This is a genomic window from Streptomyces coeruleorubidus (assembly GCF_028885415.1).
Classification (GTDB): Bacteria; Actinomycetota; Actinomycetes; order Streptomycetales; family Streptomycetaceae; genus Streptomyces; species Streptomyces coeruleorubidus_A.
In genome coordinates, this window is sequence record NZ_CP118527.1 from 7,205,135 (window position 1) to 7,223,191 (window position 18,057).

Sequence of the window (18,057 nt, forward strand, 5' to 3'; positions counted from 1 at the left end):
GCCGGGCACGCTGTTGGGTGTCTGAGGGAATGGATTTTTCCTCAGCGCCGGCCCCAGTGAACTCGCCTGTGTAGGGCGGGGTGATGGGTGGCTGGTCGTTGTTTGAGAACTGCACAGTGGACGCGAGCATCTGTGGCCAAGTTTTTAAGGGCGCACGGTGGATGCCTTGGCACCAGGAACCGATGAAGGACGTGGGAGGCCACGATAGGCCCCGGGGAGTCGTCAACCAGGCTTTGATCCGGGGGTGTCCGAATGGGGAAACCCGGCAGTCGTCATGGGCTGTCACCCGCTGCTGAACACATAGGCAGTGTGGAGGGAACGCGGGGAAGTGAAACATCTCAGTACCCGCAGGAAGAGAAAACAACCGTGATTCCGGGAGTAGTGGCGAGCGAAACCGGATGAGGCCAAACCGTATGCGTGTGAGACCCGGCAGGGGTTGCGTATACGGGGTTGTGGGATCTCTCTTTCATGGTCTGCCGGCCGTGAGACGAGTCAGAAACCGTTGATGTAGGCGAAGGACATGCGAAAGGTCCGGCGTAGAGGGTAAGACCCCCGTAGTCGAAACGTCAGCGGCTCGTTTGAGAGACACCCAAGTAGCACGGGGCCCGAGAAATCCCGTGTGAATCTGGCGGGACCACCCGCTAAGCCTAAATATTCCCTGGTGACCGATAGCGGATAGTACCGTGAGGGAATGGTGAAAAGTACCCCGGGAGGGGAGTGAAATAGTACCTGAAACCGTGTGCCTACAAGCCGTGGGAGCGTCGGATGTCAAGCTTGCTTGATATCTCGTGACTGCGTGCCTTTTGAAGAATGAGCCTGCGAGTTTGCGGCGTGTTGCGAGGTTAACCCGGGTGGGGTAGCCGTAGCGAAAGCGAGTCCGAATAGGGCGGTTGAGTAGCACGCTCAAGACCCGAAGCGGAGTGATCTAGCCATGGGCAGGTTGAAGCGGAGGTAAGACTTCGTGGAGGACCGAACCCACCAGGGTTGAAAACCTGGGGGATGACCTGTGGTTAGGGGTGAAAGGCCAATCAAACTCCGTGATAGCTGGTTCTCCCCGAAATGCATTTAGGTGCAGCGTCGTGTGTTTCTTGCCGGAGGTAGAGCACTGGATAGGCGATGGGCCCTACCGGGTTACTGACCTTAGCCAAACTCCGAATGCCGGTAAGTGAGAGCGCGGCAGTGAGACTGTGGGGGATAAGCTCCATGGTCGAGAGGGAAACAGCCCAGAGCATCGACTAAGGCCCCTAAGCGTACGCTAAGTGGGAAAGGATGTGGAGTCGCAGAGACAACCAGGAGGTTGGCTTAGAAGCAGCCACCCTTGAAAGAGTGCGTAATAGCTCACTGGTCTAGTGATTCCGCGCCGACAATGTAGCGGGGCTCAAGCGTACCGCCGAAGTCGTGTCATTGCAGTAATACGGCCAACGCCGGCTGTGATGGGTAGGGGAGCGTCGTGTGCCGGGTGAAGCAGCACCGGAAGGTAGTTGTGGACGGTTCACGAGTGAGAATGCAGGCATGAGTAGCGATACAAACGTGAGAAACGTTTGCGCCGATTGACTAAGGGTTCCTGGGTCAAGCTGATCTGCCCAGGGTAAGTCGGGACCTAAGGCGAGGCCGACAGGCGTAGTCGATGGATAACCGGTTGATATTCCGGTACCCGCTGTGAAGCGTCAAACATCGAATCCAGTGATGCTAAGCCCGTGAAGCCGTTCCGGACCCTTCGGGGAAAGGAAAGTGGTGGAGCCGGTGACCCAAGTTGGTAGTAGGTGAGTGATGGGGTGACGCAGGAAGGTAGTCCATCCCGGGCGGTGGTTGTCCCGGGGTAAGGGTGTAGGACGTCAGGTAGGTAAATCCGCCTGACAATAGTCTGAGACCTGATGCCGAGCCGATTGTGGTGAAGTGGATGATCCTATGCTGTCGAGAAAAGCCTCTAGCGAGTTTCATGGCGGCCCGTACCCTAAACCGACTCAGGTGGTCAGGTAGAGAATACCGAGGCGTTCGGGTGAACTATGGTTAAGGAACTCGGCAAAATGCCCCCGTAACTTCGGGAGAAGGGGGGCCACGCCTGGTGAGAGGACTTGCTCCTCGAGCTGGGGGTGGCCGCAGAGACCAGCGAGAAGCGACTGTTTACTAAAAACACAGGTCCGTGCGAAGCCGTAAGGCGATGTATACGGACTGACGCCTGCCCGGTGCTGGAACGTTAAGGGGACCGGTTAGCTCCATTTCGGTGGGGCGAAGCTGAGAACTTAAGCGCCAGTAAACGGCGGTGGTAACTATAACCATCCTAAGGTAGCGAAATTCCTTGTCGGGTAAGTTCCGACCTGCACGAATGGCGTAACGACTTCTCGACTGTCTCAACCATAGGCCCGGTGAAATTGCACTACGAGTAAAGATGCTCGTTTCGCGCAGCAGGACGGAAAGACCCCGGGACCTTTACTACAGTTTGATATTGGTGTTCGGTTCGGCTTGTGTAGGATAGCTGGGAGACTGTGAAGCGCTAACGCCAGTTAGTGTGGAGTCGTCGTTGAAATACCAGTCTGGTCGTGCTGGATGTCTAACCTGGGTCCGTGATCCGGATCAGGGACAGTGTCTGATGGGTAGTTTAACTGGGGCGGTTGCCTCCTAAAGGGTAACGGAGGCGCCCAAAGGTTCCCTCAGCCTGGTTGGCAATCAGGTGTTGAGTGTAAGTGCACAAGGGAGCTTGACTGTGAGACCGACGGGTCGAGCAGGGACGAAAGTCGGGACTAGTGACCCGGCGGTGGCTTGTGGAAGCGCCGTCGCTCAACGGATAAAAGGTACCCCGGGGATAACAGGCTGATCTTCCCCAAGAGTCCATATCGACGGGATGGTTTGGCACCTCGATGTCGGCTCGTCGCATCCTGGGGCTGGAGTCGGTCCCAAGGGTTGGGCTGTTCGCCCATTAAAGCGGTACGCGAGCTGGGTTTAGAACGTCGTGAGACAGTTCGGTCCCTATCCGCTGTGCGCGTAGGAGTCTTGAGAAGGGCTGTCCCTAGTACGAGAGGACCGGGACGGACGAACCTCTGGTGTGCCAGTTGTTCTGCCAAGGGCATGGCTGGTTGGCTACGTTCGGGAGGGATAACCGCTGAAAGCATCTAAGCGGGAAGCCTGCTTCGAGATGAGGACTCCCACCCACTTGATGGGGTAAGGCTCCCAGTAGACGACTGGGTTGATAGGCCGGATATGGAAGCACGGTAACGTGTGGAGTTGACCGGTACTAATAGGCCGAGGGCTTGTCCTCAGTTGCTCGCGTCCACTGTGTTGGTTCTGAAACCACGAACAGTCCCATGCCATGGTCACGGTATGGTGCGGCTGACAGTTTCATAGTGTTTCGGTGGTTATAGCGTAGGGGAAACGCCCGGTTACATTCCGAACCCGGAAGCTAAGCCTTACAGCGCCGATGGTACTGCAGGGGGGACCCTGTGGGAGAGTAGGACGCCGCCGAACAAATATTGACAGGGTTGGACCCGTAACTTCGGTTACGGGTCCAACCCTTTTTTGTTCTCCGTCACTTGAAGTTCACGTTGCGCGATCAGCATCCACGGTATGGGTACTGCTGCAATGCTCAGGGCCGCCGGTGTCGGACTCGGTGACGAGGTCGTCGTGCCGGCCTTCGGGAACGTCGAGGTGGCCGAGGCCGTGGCCAAGGCCGGGGCGCTGCCGGTGTTCGCCGACATAGATCCGGTCTCCTACTGCCTCGACGCCTCCGCTGTGGAAGCGGCGGTAACTCCCCGGACCGCGGCCGTGGTGGTCGTACACCGCTTCGGGCGGCTCGCCGACATTGGGCGGCTGCACGCGCTGGGAGCGCGGCACGGGCTGCTCGTGCTGGAGCAGGGGGAGTCCGAGGCGCCGTACGACGAGATAGCCCAGCGCAGGGAGCGGGCGGCCTATCTCCATGCGAAGTTGAGGGGTGTGCGCACGCCGGACGACGGCGACGGGCACACCTATCAGCAGTACGTCGTGCGGGTTCCGGGCAATGGGCGACCGGATCGGGACGCTTTCGCGCGGGCTGTGCGGGCCAAGGGAGTCGAATGCCGGGTGCCGGTGAAGACTCCGGTGCATCGACTGCCCGAATTCCGGCGGTGTGTTTCCCTCCCGGAGACGGAGCGGGCTTCCGACGAGACGCTCGCACTGCCTGTGGATGCCACCCTGACCAAGCGGGACATGCAGCGGATCGTGTCCGCCTGTAATGCCCTTGGAGGGCTTCTTCAGCCCGCCTTCTGAGGTGGTTGGGAGCACGGGTCTGTTCGGGGTATGATCTATTCCGTTGCCGCGCGGGAAGCCCTGCAACGCGACAGGCCCCTATAGCTCAGTCGGCAGAGCGTCTCCATGGTAAGGAGAAGGTCAACGGTTCGATTCCGTTTGGGGGCTCCAGCAGAAAAGGCCCCACCCTCACGGGTGGGGCCTTTTTCGTGTCCTAGTCCTTGTGGAGACCCGGGACGCGCATCGCCAGGATTGCCATGTCGTCGGACGGGGCGTCCGACGCGAAGCGTTCCACCGCGCGCATGATGCGGGCCGCGACCGCGCCGGCCGTGAGGCCCGTGCAGGTCGTGAGGACGTCGGCGAGACCGTCGTCGCCCAGCATGCGGGCGCCTTCACGGCGTTCCGTGACGCCGTCCGTGACGCACAGGAGGACATCGCCCGGGTCGAGGGTGACCGTCTGCTCGTAGAGCTCCAGGTCCTCGATGACGCCGAGGAGCGGCTGGGGTTCGGCTGCCGGCTCCACCGAGCCGTCCTGGCGCAGGCGCAGGGGGAGCGGGTGGCCGGCGCACACGACCTTCAGTTCGGCGCTGCCGTCCTCCTGGGGGCGCATCTCGCCGTAGAGGAGGGTGAGGAAGCGGCTGCGGGCGCCTTCGTCGAGGATGGCGGAGTTCAGGCGTTCCAGGACCGCCGGGCCGCTGAGGCCCTCGCGAGCCAGGAGGCGCAGGGCGTGGCGGGCCAGGCCCGTGACCGCCGCGGCGTTCGGGCCGGTACCGCAGACGTCGCCGATGGCGAAGCCGTAGGCGCCGTCGCGGATGGGGAAGACGTCGTAGAAGTCGCCGCCGACCTCGTTGCCCTCGCCGGCGGCGCGGTAGATGACCTCGACCTCGACTCCCTCGATCGTGGGAAGTTCCGGCGGGAGGAGGCTGCGCTGGAGGGACTGGCTGATGGCCGTGCGCTCGGAGTAGAGGCGGGCGTTGTCCAGGGCCAGGGCGGCTCGGCGGGACAGGTCCTCGGCGAGTTCCAGGATCTCCTGGCGGAAGTGTTCGTCGGTCGGCTTGCCGAGCGTCAGCATGCCGATGACGCGGTTGCGGGCGACCAGGGGGAGGACGACCGTCTCACCGCCCACCGCGGATGCCGTGGCGAGGGTCGGGCCGATGCCGGGGGTGACCTGGTGGGTCGGGCCGCCGCTGAGGCCGAGGCTGCGCATGGAGCTGCGCAGGGCCGCCTGGTGGGCCACCTCGGCGGGGGCCGTCCAGACGCGAGCACCCGGGGTGGGGACCGGGTCGGGCGGGGGGACCTTCGACAGCAGGGACTTGATGCCGTCGATGAGTTCCTCGTCCTCGTGCAGGACGTACGACAGGTACGGCTCGGAGGCCTGGTGGGCGATCGTGTAGACGGCGCACCAGGTGGCGAGGGTCGGGACCGTCATCTGGGCCATCAGGGCCAGGGTCTGGTCGCGGTCCAGGGTGCCGGCGAGCAGGTCGGAGGCCTCGACGAGGAAGTTCAGGGAGCCGCGGCGCAGGCGTTCCAGTTCGCCGAGGCGGGCCGATTCGACGGCGAGTGCGATGCGGTCGGCGGCGAACTGGAGGCGCAGGGCCTCCTCGTTGGAGTATCTGCCGGGTGCCTCGGCGGCGACGCCGAGGGAGCCGGTGAGGCGGCCCTCGACCTTCAGCGGGACCGTGACGACCGAGCGCATGCCGGTGCCGTTCAGCAGCGGCACCGCGCCGGGGACCGCCGTCAGGTCGTCGTGGACGGCCGGCATACGGGCCGAGCCGTAGCGGCCGGAGCCCGCCTCGACGGGGACGCGGGCGAAGCGCTGGCGGGCGGAGGGCAGGCCCGTGGAGGCGCGGACCTCCAGTTCTGTCTCGTCGTCGGTGGCCAGCAGGAGGAACGCGGAGTCGCCGTCGAGCATGTCGCGGGCGCGTTCGACCGTGCGCTGGAGGAGGCCGTCGAGGTCGTCCGGGGCGGGGTAGCCGATGAACACCTCGAAGGGGTCGGTGCTCTGGCCTTCGGAGGTGGTGGAGGTGTCGGAGGCGGGGACGCGCAGGGGCGTCTGGAGAACGGCCCGTTCGTGGTCGCGTACCAGGAGGCACACGGTTGACGGTTCGCCGCCGGTGTCGCGGACGCGCAGGTGGGAGGCGTAGACGGGGGTCACCCGGCCGTTGGCGGCGCGGATGCCGTAACTGCCTTCCCAGCGGGAGAGCTGGAGTGCCTCCGCGATGCCGGTGCTGGTGCCCGGAGTGTGCGGCCAGGCCGCGAGGTCGGTCAGGGGCTTGCCGGTGACCTGCTCGGCCGGGTAGCCGAAGAGGTCCTCGGCGTCCTCGTTCCAGGCGGTGATGTGGCCGGTGCGGTCGATCTGGATGACGGCCACGCGGACCCGGCCGTCGGCGAGGGGAAGGAGGTTGGCGGGGAGGGCGGGGCCGGCCGCGCGGGTGCCCACCGCCCGGGCCGGGAGGTCGAGTTGGAACCAGACGGTCTTGTGGGTGGGGGTGTACTCGACGCCCCAGCGGCCGGCGAGGGCCGCGCACAGCTGGAGGCCGCGTCCGCCCTCGCGGTCGGGGCTGCCCATGTTGACGGCCGAGGCCTGGAGCGGGATCTCACGCTCGGGGTATCGGTCGGCGACCTCGATGCGTACGCCCTCGTCGCTGCGCAGGCAGAGCAGGTCGGCGGAGGTGCCGGCGTGGACCACGGCGTTGGTCACCAGTTCGCTGGTGAGAACGACGGCGTCGTCGACGATGTCGGCGAAGCCCCAGCCCTGGAGGGTGTCGCGGACGAAGGAGCGGGCGCTCGCGACAGATCGCCCGACGGGCTCGAAACTGGCGGCCGCGCGCGCGGTGATCACAGAACTCCTCGACCGGTTCTCGACGTGCTGGGCTGCGTGGCCGACCGGCTCGCGCCGCTGTTGCGGCAGGCCGCCCGTCGGCCGGGGGTCCGGGGGCTGTCCCCCCGGGATCAGTCCGGTGGTCATGTGTGCGGCCGCCCCTCCGATGCCCGCTCGTCTTCGTGCCACCGCCCAGGCCGGACGGACCGGCGCGGCTGGACAGCCGGATGCAAGGTTACTTACCTTCGCGGTCCATGCGGATGCCGGTCTGCAGTGTTTCCGTCCGGAGGGTGTGCGGACGATGTGCGAAGCTGCCGAACTGTTATGGCCTGGTTCGGCCAGGGTGAAACACTGGGCAAGCTTCTTGTGAAAGTCCGGGCAGGCTGAGTGTCTTCTGCGTACGGGGGGCAGCAGCCCCCTGGGAAACGGCCTGGTATGCAGGGCGGAGAATACGCAGTAGTAACCGGTACGCCGAGCGTGGTACCTCAGCACAGCAGTGACGGTCGACCCCTGCGGGAGGGACACAGTGGAGTCTGGCGCAGCGACGCGTGGCAAGAAGACGCGCGCGAAAGGCGGACAGTCCCCAAGCAATCAGGGCAAAGTGCGCAGCGGCACGACTGAAGTGGACACGGCAGCCCTGAACCGGCTGATGGTTGCCCTGGTGGCGATGCGGGACGGCAACTTCCGCAAGCGGCTCACGGTGTCCGGGGACGGCGTGATGGCCGAGATCGCGGCGGTTTTCAACGAAGTGGCCGACCGCAATCTGCATCTGACGGGTGAGCTCTCGCGGGTGCGGCGGATGGTGGGCCGGGAGGGCAAGCTCACCGAGCGGCTGGAGACGGGGGCCTGCGAGGGCTCCTGGGCGACCGCGATCGACAACTCGAACGCCCTGGTGGACGACCTGGTGCGGCCGGTTTCCGAGGTCAGCCGGGTGCTGTCGGCGGTGGCCGAGGGTGATCTGTCGCCGCGTATGGAGTTGCGCACACAGGTGCCGGACGGCAACGGGCAGCCGCTGCGCGGCGAGTTCCTGAAGGTCGGGCGGACCGTCAACAATCTGGTCGACCAGCTGTCGACGTTCACCGACGAGGTCACGCGCGTGGCCAGTGAGGTGGGCACCGAGGGCAAGCTGGGCGGGCAGGCGCGTGTGCGCGGTATGTCGGGTTCGTGGCGGGATCTCACGGACTCCGTCAACACGATGGCGTACCGGCTCACCGCTCAGGTGCGGGATATCGCGCTGGTGACGACGGCGGTCGCCAAGGGTGATCTGTCCCGGAAGGTCACCGTTCAGGTGGCCGGCGAGATGCTGGAGCTGAAGAACACCGTCAACACGATGGTGGACCAGCTGTCGGCGTTCTCCTCCGAGGTGACGCGGGTGGCCCGTGAGGTGGGCACCGAAGGTGCGCTGGGCGGGCAGGCGCAGGTGCCCGGGGTGGACGGTGTGTGGAAGGAGCTCACCGACTCCGTCAACACCATGGCCGGGAACCTTACGGCCCAGGTGCGCGGGATCGCGGAGGTGACGACGGCGGTCGCCAACGGTGACCTGTCGCGGAAGGTGACCGTGCAGGCGCGGGGCGAGGTCGCGCAGCTCGCCGAGACGATCAACCAGATGACCGAGACGCTGCGGATCTTCGCGGACGAGGTCACGCGTGTGGCCAACGAGGTCGGGGCCGAGGGGCGGCTCGGCGGTCAGGCGAATGTGCCGGGTGCGGCGGGGACGTGGAAGGACCTCACCGATTCGGTGAACACGGTCTTCCGGAATCTGACCACTCAGGTGCGGGACATCGCCGCCGTGACGACGGCCGTGGCCAACGGTGATCTGTCGCAGAAGGTCACCGTGGACGTGGCCGGCGAGATGCTGGAGCTGAAGAACACCGTCAACACGATGGTCGACCAGCTCTCCGCGTTCGGTGCTGAAGTGACCCGTGTGGCCCGTGAGATCGGAGTCGAGGGCGAGCTGGGCGGTCAGGCGCAGGTGCCGGGTGTGGCCGGGACATGGAAGGACCTGACGGACTCCGTCAACACGGCGTTCCGGAACCTCACCGGGCAGGTGCGGAACATCGCGCAGGTGACGACGGCGGTGGCCAACGGTGACCTCTCGCAGAAGGTCACGGTCGACGTCTCAGGCGAGATGCTCAAGATGAAGAACACCGTGAACACCATGGTGGATCAGCTGTCGTCCTTCGCCGACCAGGTGACCCGGATGGCCCGGGACGTGGGCACGGAGGGCCGTCTCGGCGGTCAGGCCCAGGTGGACGGCGTGTCCGGCACGTGGAAGGAGCTCACCGACTCCGTCAACTCCATGGCCGGGAACCTCACCTCCCAGGTGCGCAACATCGCGCAGGTGACGACGGCGGTGGCCCGGGGTGATCTGTCGCAGAAGATCGACGTGGACGCGCGCGGCGAGATCCTGGAGCTGAAGAACACCATCAACACGATGGTCGACCAGCTCTCGGCCTTCGCCGACCAGGTGACCCGGGTCGCGCGCGAGGTGGGTACGGACGGCCGGCTGGGCGGACAGGCGCAGGTGCCCGGCGTCGCCGGTGTGTGGCGTGACCTCACCGATTCCGTGAACGGCATGGCCGGGAACCTCACCGCGCAGGTGCGCAACATCGCGCAGGTGGCGACCGCGGTGGCCCGGGGTGATCTGTCGCAGAAGATCGACGTGGACGCGCGCGGCGAGATCCTGGAGCTGAAGAACACCCTGAACACGATGGTGGACCAGCTGTCGTCGTTCGCCCAGGAGGTCACGCGTGTGGCCCGTGAGGTGGGTACGGAGGGCATCCTGGGCGGCCAGGCCGAGGTGCAGGGCGTCTCCGGTACCTGGAAGGACCTCACCCAGTCCGTGAACGGCATGGCGAACAACCTGACCATCCAGGTGCGCAACATCGCCGAGGTCACGACCGCGGTCGCCCGGGGTGACCTGTCGAAGAAGATCACCGTCGACGCCAAGGGCGAGATCCTCGAGCTCGTCACGACCGTCAACACGATGGTGGACCAGCTGTCGTCCTTCGCCGAGCAGGTGACCCGGGTGGCCCGTGAGGTGGGCACCGAGGGCATCCTGGGCGGGCAGGCGCACGTGCCGGGTGTCACGGGCATCTGGAAGGACCTGAGCGACAACGTCAACCTGATGGCCAAGAACCTGACCACACAGGTGCGGAACATCTCCCAGGTCTCCGCGGCGGTCGCCAACGGTGACCTGACGCGGCAGGTCACGATCGAGGCGCGCGGTGAGGTCGCGCAGCTCGCCGACACCATCAACACGATGGTGAAGACGCTGAGTTCGTTCGCCGAGCAGGTCACCAAGGTGGCCCGCGAGGTGGGCACGGACGGCATCCTCGGCGGGCAGGCGCACGTGCCGGGTGTGGCCGGCACGTGGAAGGACCTCACCGAGTCCGTGAACCAGATGGCGTCCAACCTGACCGGCCAGGTGCGCAACATCGCCATGGTGACCACGGCCATCGCCAAGGGTGACCTGACGAAGAAGATCGACATCGACGCGCGCGGCGAGATCCTGGAGCTGAAGACGACCATCAACACGATGGTCGACCAGCTGTCATCGTTCGCCGAGGAGGTCACCCGAGTCGCCCGCGAGGTGGGTACGGAGGGGCAGCTCGGCGGTCAGGCACGCGTACGTGACGTCGACGGCACCTGGCGGGACCTGACCGAGTCCGTGAACGAGATGGCCGGGAACCTGACCCGGCAGGTGCGTGCCATCGCGCGCGTGGCGACCGCGGTGACCCGCGGCGACCTGAACCTGAAGATCGACGTGGACGCGTCCGGGGAGATCCAGGAACTCCAGGACTACATCAACAAGATGATCGCCAACCTGCGCGACACCACGATCGCCAACAAGGAGCAGGACTGGCTCAAGGGCAACCTGGCCCGCATCTCGGCGCTGATGCAGGGCCGCCGCGACCTGGAGGACGTGGCCTCGCTGATCATGAGCGAGCTGACGCCGGTGGTTTCCGCGCAGCACGGCGCGTTCTTCGTGGCGATGCCGCTCGTCGACGGCGAGGACATGAACGCCGCGGACGAGGACCAGTACGAGCTGCGCATGCTTGGTTCGTACGGCTACTCGATGGGCTCCATGCCGACATCGTTCCAGCCGGGTGAGGCGCTGGTCGGCACGGCCGCCGAGGAGAAGCGCACGATCCTGGTGGAGAACGCGCCGAGCGGCTATCTGAAGATCTCCTCGGGGCTCGGTGAGGCGCCGCCCGCGCAGGTGATCGTGCTGCCGGTGCTGTTCGAGGGCAGCGTGCTCGGCGTCATCGAGCTGGCGTCCTTCACGCCGTTCACGCAGATTCAGAAGGACTTCCTCAACCAGATCGCCGAGATGATCGCGACGAGCGTCAACACGATCTCCGTCAACACCAAGACCGAGCTGCTGCTGGCGCAGTCGCAGGAGCTGACCGAGCAACTGCGTGAGCGTTCCGCTGAGTTGGAGCAGCGGCAGAAGGCCCTCCAGGCGTCCAACGCCGAGCTGGAGGAGAAGGCCGAGCTGCTGGCCCAGCAGAACCGCGACATCGAGGTGAAGAACACCGAGATCGAGGAGGCACGGCAGGTCCTGGAGGAGCGTGCCGAGCAGCTCGCTGTGTCGATGCGCTACAAGAGCGAGTTCCTCGCCAACATGTCGCACGAGCTGCGTACGCCGCTCAACTCGCTGCTGATCCTGGCCAAGCTGCTCGCCGACAACGCCGAGGGGAACCTCTCCCCGAAGCAGGTCGAGTTCGCCGAGACCATCCACGGGGCCGGCTCGGACCTGCTCCAGCTCATCAACGACATCCTCGACCTGTCGAAGGTCGAGGCGGGCAAGATGGACGTCTCCCCGACACGGATCGCGCTCGTCCAGCTCGTGGACTACGTGGAGGCCACGTTCCGCCCGCTGACCGCGGAGAAGGGTCTGGACCTGTCCGTGCGGGTCTCGCCGGAGCTGCCCGCGACGCTGCACACCGACGAGCAGCGGCTGCTGCAGGTGCTGCGCAACCTGCTGTCCAACGCGGTGAAGTTCACCGACTCCGGGTCGGTGGAGCTGGTCATCAGGCCGGCGCGGGACGACGTGCCGCAGAAGATCCGGGAGCAATTGCTGGAGACCGGGTCGCTGACCGACCCGGATGCCGAGTTGATCGCGTTCTCCGTGACCGACACCGGGATCGGCATCGCGTCCAGCAAGATGCGGGTGATCTTCGAGGCGTTCAAGCAGGCCGACGGCACGACCAGCCGCAAGTACGGCGGTACGGGTCTGGGGCTGTCCATCTCGCGGGAGATCGCCCAGCTGCTCGGCGGTGAGATCCACGCGCAGAGCGAGCCGGGCCGTGGCTCGACGTTCACGCTGTACCTGCCGTTGCACCCGAGCGAACTGCCGCCGCAGGGCTATCAGCAGCAGCTGCCGGCCCTGGAGCCCGGTGACCTGATGGTGTCGACGTCGGACCTGTCCGAGCTGTCCGAGGTCGAGGTCGAGACGCCGGCCGAGGTGAAGTCGTACAACGAGACGCAGAACGGGCCGGCCGCCCTGTTCCGGCGGCGGCGCAGGATGCCGGAGCTGGCGCCGCGCCCGGCGCAGCAGGAGCAGTGGACGCCGGCGGAGCAGGAGGCGGCGCCGAAGCCGCGACGCGGCATCCGTTTCGGCGGCCAGAAGGTCCTGATCGTCGACGACGACATCCGCAACGTCTTCGCGCTGACCAGCGTCCTGGAGCAGCACGGCCTGTCGGTGCTCTACGCCGAGAACGGCCGTGAGGGCATCGAGGTGCTGGAGCAGCACGACGACGTGGCGGTCGTCCTGATGGACATCATGATGCCCGAGATGGATGGGTACGCGACGACCACGGCGATCCGCAGGATGCCGCAGTTCGCCGGGCTGCCGATCATCGCGCTGACCGCGAAGGCGATGAAGGGCGACCGGGAGAAGGCGATCGAGTCGGGCGCCTCCGACTACGTCACGAAGCCGGTCGACCCCGATCACCTGCTCGCGGTGATGGATCAGTGGATGCGAGGGGAATGAGGGGAACGTTGGACCGTTACGCAACGTTGGCGGGAAGGTTCGGTGTTCACACGCAGTTGCGGACTCGGTGCGCGCATAGTCGTGTAGAAGTACGAGATCTGGGGAACCTTCTGGTCTCCTGCTGCGTTTCTGCTACGTGCACAGTGACATCGCGGTGACAGGGTGTGGCGACAGGCGGGGTGCGGCTACGATGACCGGCACAAGGACGGGCGGCGCAAGGGAGTCGTCCCCTGGGGCGGCACCCACCGGTGCACCCCCAGGACCTGCGGACAGGGGAGGCCCCACGCCGGGGCGAGGAGGGCGGGCCATGGTGCAGAAGGCCAAGATCCTCCTGGTCGATGACCGGCCGGAGAATCTGCTTGCGCTGGAGGCGATCCTCTCTGCGCTCGATCAGACGCTGGTGCGGGCATCGTCCGGGGAGGAAGCGCTCAAAGCGCTGCTCACGGACGACTTCGCGGTCATTCTGCTGGACGTCCAGATGCCGGGCATGGACGGCTTCGAAACAGCCGCGCACATCAAGCGGCGGGAGCGGACCCGGGACATCCCGATCATCTTCCTCACCGCGATCAACCACGGGCCGCACCACACCTTCCGGGGTTACGCGGCGGGCGCGGTCGACTACATCTCCAAGCCGTTCGACCCGTGGGTGCTGCGCGCGAAGGTCTCCGTCTTCGTCGAGCTGTACATGAAGAACTGCCAGCTGCGTGAGCAGGCGTCGCTGCTGCGGCTCCAGTTGGAGGGCAACGGCAAGGACGCCGACGGCGAGGCCAAGGAGTCGGCCGGGCTGCTCGCCGAGCTCTCGGCGCGGCTCGCGGCGGTCGAGGAGCAGGCCGAGGCGCTGACCAAGCAGCTCAACGACGACTCGACGGACGCGGCGGCGGTGGCCACGGCGGCTCATCTGGAGCGCAAGCTCACGGGGTTGCGGCGGGCGCTGGACGCGCTGGAGCCGGGCACCGGGAGCACATCGTCGGTGTCCTCGCAGAACTGACGCCCAGGCGGGCGTGGTTGCCCGCCCATGAGCGCGCGTCAGTTCCGTGCCTCTCCCGGAGCGACACGAACGGGTGAAGCCGTAGGCACACGTGTCCCTTGTCGTCTCCCCCGGTAACCTCACACCCATGGCCTCACGTCCCTCCGCAGCCAAGAAGCCGCCCGCGAAGAAGGCGGCCGGTTCGGCGAAGGCTCCGGCGAAGAAGGCCGCTGCCAAAAAGGCTCCAGCGAAGAAGGCGCCCGCCAAGAAGGCCGCGGCGAAGAAGGCCGCGCCCAAACCGGCTCCGAGCCCGACCGGGGGCATCTACCGGATCGTGCGCGCCCTGTGGCTCGGGGTCGCACACGCCGTCGGCGCCGTGTTCCGCGGCATAGGGCAGGGCGCCAAGAACCTCGACCCGGCCCACCGCAAGGACGGCGTCGCCCTGCTGCTGCTCGGCATCGCGCTGATCGTCGCCGCGGGCACCTGGGCCGACCTGAAGGGCCCCGTGGGCGACCTGGTCGAGATCCTGGTGACCGGCGCGTTCGGCCGGCTCGACCTGCTCGTGCCGATCCTGCTCGCCGTCATCGCCGTGCGGTTCATCCGCCACCCGGAGAAGCCCGAGGCCAACGGACGGATCGTCATCGGCCTGTCCGCGCTCGTCATCGGCGTGCTCGGCCAGGTGCACATCGCCTGCGGCTCACCCGCCCGCGGCGACGGCATGCAGGCCATAAGGGACGCCGGCGGCCTCATCGGCTGGGCCATGGCGACCCCGCTGTCGTACGCCATGGGCGACATGCTCGCCGTGCCGCTGCTCGTGCTGCTGACGATCTTCGGACTGCTGGTCGTCACGGCCACCCCCGTCAACGCCATCCCGCAGCGGCTGCGGCAGCTCGGGGTGCGGCTCGGGATCGTCCGCGACCCGGCCGGGGACGAGTTCGGGGAGGACGACGAGCGCTACGAGGAGCAGTGGCGTGAGGCGTTGCCCGCCCGGCCGCGCGGCAGGCGCACGCCGGCGCCCGCGGCGTACGACCCGGACAGCGCCGAGCAGGAGGCCCTCGCCCGGCGCCGCGGCCGTCCCCGGCGGTCCGCCGTGCCGCAGCCCGACATGGACCGGCCCATGGACGCCGTGGACGTCGCCGCGGCGGCCGCCGCCGCGCTCGACGGGGCCGTGCTGCACGGGATGCCGCCCTCGCCGATCGTCGCCGACCTCACCCAGGGCGTGACCGTCGGGGACCGCGAGGCGACCACGCCGACACCCGTCCCGGCCGCCCGGCCGCAGCAGGAGAAGCTCAAGGAGGACAAGCCCGAGCAGGAGAGGCCGAAGGCGGGCGTCCGCGACCTCACCAAGTCCCCACCCGCCAAGCCCCGCGACCTTCCCCCGCGCGCGGAACAGCTCCAGCTGTCCGGGGACATCACGTACGCGCTGCCGTCCCTCGACCTCCTCACGCGCGGGGGCCCCGGCAAGGCGCGCAGCGCCGCCAACGACGCCATAGTCGCCGCGCTGACCAACGTCTTCACCGAGTTCAAGGTGGACGCCACCGTCACCGGCTTCACGCGCGGGCCGACGGTCACGCGCTACGAGATCGAGCTCGGCCCCGCCGTGAAGGTCGAGCGGATCACCGCGCTGGCCAAGAACATCGCCTACGCCGTCGCCAGCCCGGACGTGCGGATCATCAGCCCGATCCCCGGCAAGTCCGCGGTCGGCATCGAGATCCCGAACACCGACCGCGAGATGGTCAACCTCGGTGACGTACTGCGGCTCGCGGAGTCCGCGGAGGACGACGACCCGATGCTGGTCGCCTTCGGCAAGGATGTCGAAGGCGGCTACGTCATGCACTCGCTGGCGAAGATGCCGCACATGCTGGTCGCCGGCGCCACCGGCTCCGGCAAGTCGTCCTGCATCAACTGCCTGATCACCTCGATCATGATGCGGGCGACCCCCGAGGACGTCCGGATGATCCTCGTCGACCCCAAGCGGGTCGAACTGACCGCCTACGAGGGCATCCCGCACCTGATCACACCGATCATCACCAACCCCAAGCGGGCCGCCGAGGCGCTCCAGTGGGTCGTCCGCGAGATGGACCTGCGCTACGACGACCTGGCGGCCTACGGCTACCGGCACATCGACGACTTCAACCGGGCCGTGCGCGAGGGCAAGGTCAAACCGCCCGAGGGCAGCGAGCGCGAGCTCCAGCCGTACCCGTACCTGCTGGTCATCGTCGACGAGCTCGCCGACCTGATGATGGTCGCGCCGCGGGACGTCGAGGACGCGATCGTGCGCATCACGCAGCTCGCGCGCGCGGCCGGCATCCACCTGGTGCTCGCCACACAGCGGCCGTCGGTCGACGTCGTCACCGGCCTGATCAAGGCGAACGTGCCGTCGCGGCTGGCCTTCGCCACGTCGTCGCTGGCCGACTCGCGGGTCATCCTCGACCAGCCGGGCGCCGAGAAGCTCATCGGCAAGGGCGACGGGCTGTTCCTGCCGATGGGCGCCAACAAGCCGACCCGTATGCAGGGCGCCTTCGTGACCGAGGAGGAGATCGCGGGCGTCGTCCAGCACTGCAAGGACCAGATGGCGCCCGTCTTCCGGGACGACGTCACCGTCGGGACCAAGCAGAAGAAGGAGATCGACGAGGACATCGGCGACGACCTCGACCTGCTGTGCCAGGCCGCCGAACTGGTCGTCTCCACGCAGTTCGGATCGACGTCCATGCTCCAGCGGAAACTGCGCGTCGGCTTCGCCAAGGCCGGGCGGCTGATGGACCTGATGGAGTCCCGGAACATCGTCGGACCGAGCGAGGGTTCGAAGGCTCGTGACGTTCTTGTGAAGCCTGACGAGCTGGATGGCGTGCTCGCGCTGATCCGGGGGGAGTCTGAAGGGTAGGGAAGCGGGACACGCCGGTCGCCTCGCCGAGTTGTACTGCAATCGGGTGTCCGGATCGTGACTCACCCGTAAGGGGTCATCGAGCAACCGTTTCCCTGCGGCGTACGTCAAGTTGAGGGAAGCGATAAACAGCTTCTCCACCATCGGAATGTCGGGCCATTCCGATGGCGTACAAAGTGCCACCGCCCGGTTGCCCCACCCTTTTGTACCCCCCCTAGACTGAACCTCCAGCACAGGCGGCTACACGCTCGAAAGGCGCCCCCGTGTCCATCGGCAACTCCCCTGAAGACGAGCGTCCGTTCGAAGACGAGCGCGTCGAAGAAGACCGCGAGGAAGCCCGCCCCTCCATCGGCCGTGCCCTTCAGCAGGCGCGTATCGCCGCTGGGCTGACCGTCGACGACATCAGTAGCGCCACCCGGGTCCGCATGAACATCGTGCACGCCATCGAGGCGGACGACTTCACCGTCTGCGGTGGGGACGTCTACGCCCGAGGGCACATCAGGACCCTGGCCAAGGCTGTCCGCCTCGACCCCGCGCCGCTGCTCGACCAGTACGGCGACGAGCACGGCGGGCGCCCGGCACCGACCCCGGCAGCTCCCCTGTTCGAGGCGGAACGCATCCGTCCGGAGCGGCGGGGGCCCAACTGGACCGCCGCGATGGTCGCCGCGATCGTCGCCGTGATCGGTTTCGTCGGGTTCACCATGTTCCAGGGCACCGACGACAGCGCCGGCGAGGCGAACGTGGCCGAGGGCTCCACGCCCGGCGACTCAACCTCCCCGACCACCAAGACCAAGAAGCCCACCGACCCCAAGCCCGAGGCGTCCGACAGCGCCATCGCTGCCGCGCCCCAGGACAAGGTGACGGTCCAGGTGGCCGCCGCCGACGGCCGCAGCTGGATCGCCGCCAAGGACCACAACGGCCGGCTGATCTTCGACGGATTCCTCAAGCAGGGCGAGACCAAGACCTTCCAGGACAGCTCGAAGGTGCACCTCGTCCTCGGGGACGCCGGTGCGATCGACCTCTTCGTCAACGGCAAGAAGATCAAGGACGACTTCCAGCCCGGCTCGGTGGAACGCCTGACGTACACCAAGGGCGACCCCGAGGCCGGGTAACCGGCCCGGAGCGTGCAGTCACTGCGGGGTTGGCCGGGAAACGGCCAACCCCGTCGA

6 protein-coding genes, 1 tRNA gene and 2 rRNA genes are annotated in these 18,057 nt (G+C 66.7%); 8 read left to right on the forward strand and 1 reads right to left on the reverse strand.

The window, feature by feature from the left end; genetic code table 11:
* The first annotated feature begins 134 nt into the window (after positions 1-134).
* The 4 genes from PV963_RS33555 (at position 135) to PV963_RS33570 (ending at position 4,389) form a co-directional block, all read left to right on the forward strand.
* Positions 135-3,256: ribosomal RNA gene (locus tag PV963_RS33555) — 23S ribosomal RNA — on the forward strand.
* 89 nt (positions 3,257-3,345) lie between these two features.
* Positions 3,346-3,462, forward strand: a 5S ribosomal RNA gene (gene rrf, locus PV963_RS33560).
* A gap of 114 nt (positions 3,463-3,576) precedes the next feature.
* Positions 3,577-4,239: a DegT/DnrJ/EryC1/StrS family aminotransferase gene (locus PV963_RS33565; RefSeq protein WP_274822193.1), complete on the forward strand. Its 663-nt coding sequence runs from the start codon at positions 3,577-3,579 to the stop codon at positions 4,237-4,239.
* A gap of 74 nt (positions 4,240-4,313) precedes the next feature.
* Positions 4,314-4,389: transfer RNA gene (locus PV963_RS33570), tRNA-Thr, on the forward strand.
* A 43-nt stretch (positions 4,390-4,432) separates the two neighbouring features.
* Here PV963_RS33570 and PV963_RS33575 read toward each other — a convergent pair.
* Positions 4,433-7,186 carry a SpoIIE family protein phosphatase gene (locus tag PV963_RS33575; protein ID WP_274820203.1) on the reverse strand — a complete coding sequence of 918 codons (2,754 nt, stop codon included), beginning with the start codon at positions 7,184-7,186 and terminating at the stop codon, positions 4,433-4,435.
* A gap of 379 nt (positions 7,187-7,565) precedes the next feature.
* Here PV963_RS33575 and PV963_RS33580 point away from each other — a divergent pair, with 379 nt between their 5' ends.
* The 4 genes from PV963_RS33580 (at position 7,566) to PV963_RS33595 (ending at position 18,000) form a co-directional block, all read left to right on the forward strand.
* The gene (locus PV963_RS33580) at positions 7,566-13,037 is read left to right on the forward strand and encodes a HAMP domain-containing protein (protein WP_274820205.1); all 5,472 of its coding nucleotides are present in this window, start codon (positions 7,566-7,568) and stop codon (positions 13,035-13,037) included.
* A 307-nt stretch (positions 13,038-13,344) separates the two neighbouring features.
* A complete protein-coding gene (locus tag PV963_RS33585) occupies positions 13,345-14,025 on the forward strand; it encodes a response regulator (RefSeq protein ID WP_059418393.1) in 681 nt (226 codons plus the stop codon).
* A gap of 127 nt (positions 14,026-14,152) precedes the next feature.
* Positions 14,153-16,888, forward strand: coding sequence for an FtsK/SpoIIIE family DNA translocase (locus PV963_RS33590; RefSeq protein ID WP_274820208.1), 2,736 nt, complete (start codon positions 14,153-14,155; stop codon positions 16,886-16,888).
* A 263-nt stretch (positions 16,889-17,151) separates the two neighbouring features.
* Positions 17,152-18,000 (forward strand): helix-turn-helix domain-containing protein, encoded by an 849-nt coding sequence (locus PV963_RS33595; protein ID WP_274820210.1) that lies wholly within the window; start codon positions 17,152-17,154, stop codon positions 17,998-18,000.
* Positions 18,001-18,057 lie beyond the last annotated feature (57 nt).

What these genes read in the sequence shown, in the direction of transcription:
- PV963_RS33565 (WP_274822193.1), top strand. Translation starts at nt 3,577, where the DNA reads ATGCTCAGGGCCGCCGGTGTCGGACTCGGTGACGAGGTCGTCGTGCCG.
- PV963_RS33575 (WP_274820203.1), bottom strand. Translation starts at nt 7,186, where the DNA reads ATGACCACCGGACTGATCCCGGGGGGACAGCCCCCGGACCCCCGGCCG.
- PV963_RS33585 (WP_059418393.1), top strand. Translation starts at nt 13,345, where the DNA reads ATGGTGCAGAAGGCCAAGATCCTCCTGGTCGATGACCGGCCGGAGAAT.
- PV963_RS33590 (WP_274820208.1), top strand. Translation starts at nt 14,153, where the DNA reads ATGGCCTCACGTCCCTCCGCAGCCAAGAAGCCGCCCGCGAAGAAGGCG.